The following is a 321-nucleotide window of genomic DNA, read 5'->3' as shown; positions in this document are numbered from 1 at the left end:
AATTCCAGCGATCAGTAGAGATACTGATTTCTTGTTCCGTTCCTGACTGAGGTGAGACTTAGTTGGGGATTTATAGCCAAACAGCAAACAGCTCTTATAATATTGCCAGCAATGGTGATATCAACACGGAGAGTTTGATCCTGGCTCAGAACTAACGCTGGCGGCGCGTCTTAAACATGCAAGTCGAGCGGAGTAGCAATACTTAGCGGCGAACGGGTGAGTAACACGTGGGTAATCTTCCTCCGAATCTGGGATAACTTTCCGAAAGGAAAGCTAATACCGGATAGTTCTATTGGATCACAGGATTTGATAGATAAAGGT

The 321-nt window shown here is 44.9% G+C and carries 1 rRNA gene; it reads left to right on the top strand.

The window, feature by feature from the left end:
• Window positions 1-122 precede the first annotated feature (122 nt).
• Window positions 123-321, top strand: a 16S ribosomal RNA gene (locus LEP1GSC185_RS00090); the annotation flags it as partial.

The sequence above is a fragment of the Leptospira licerasiae serovar Varillal str. VAR 010 genome (assembly GCF_000244755.1).
Taxonomy (GTDB): Bacteria; Spirochaetota; Leptospiria; order Leptospirales; family Leptospiraceae; genus Leptospira_B; species Leptospira_B licerasiae.
Note: the sequence above shows the minus strand (reverse complement) of the source record. Positions and strands in the feature narration are given on the sequence as shown.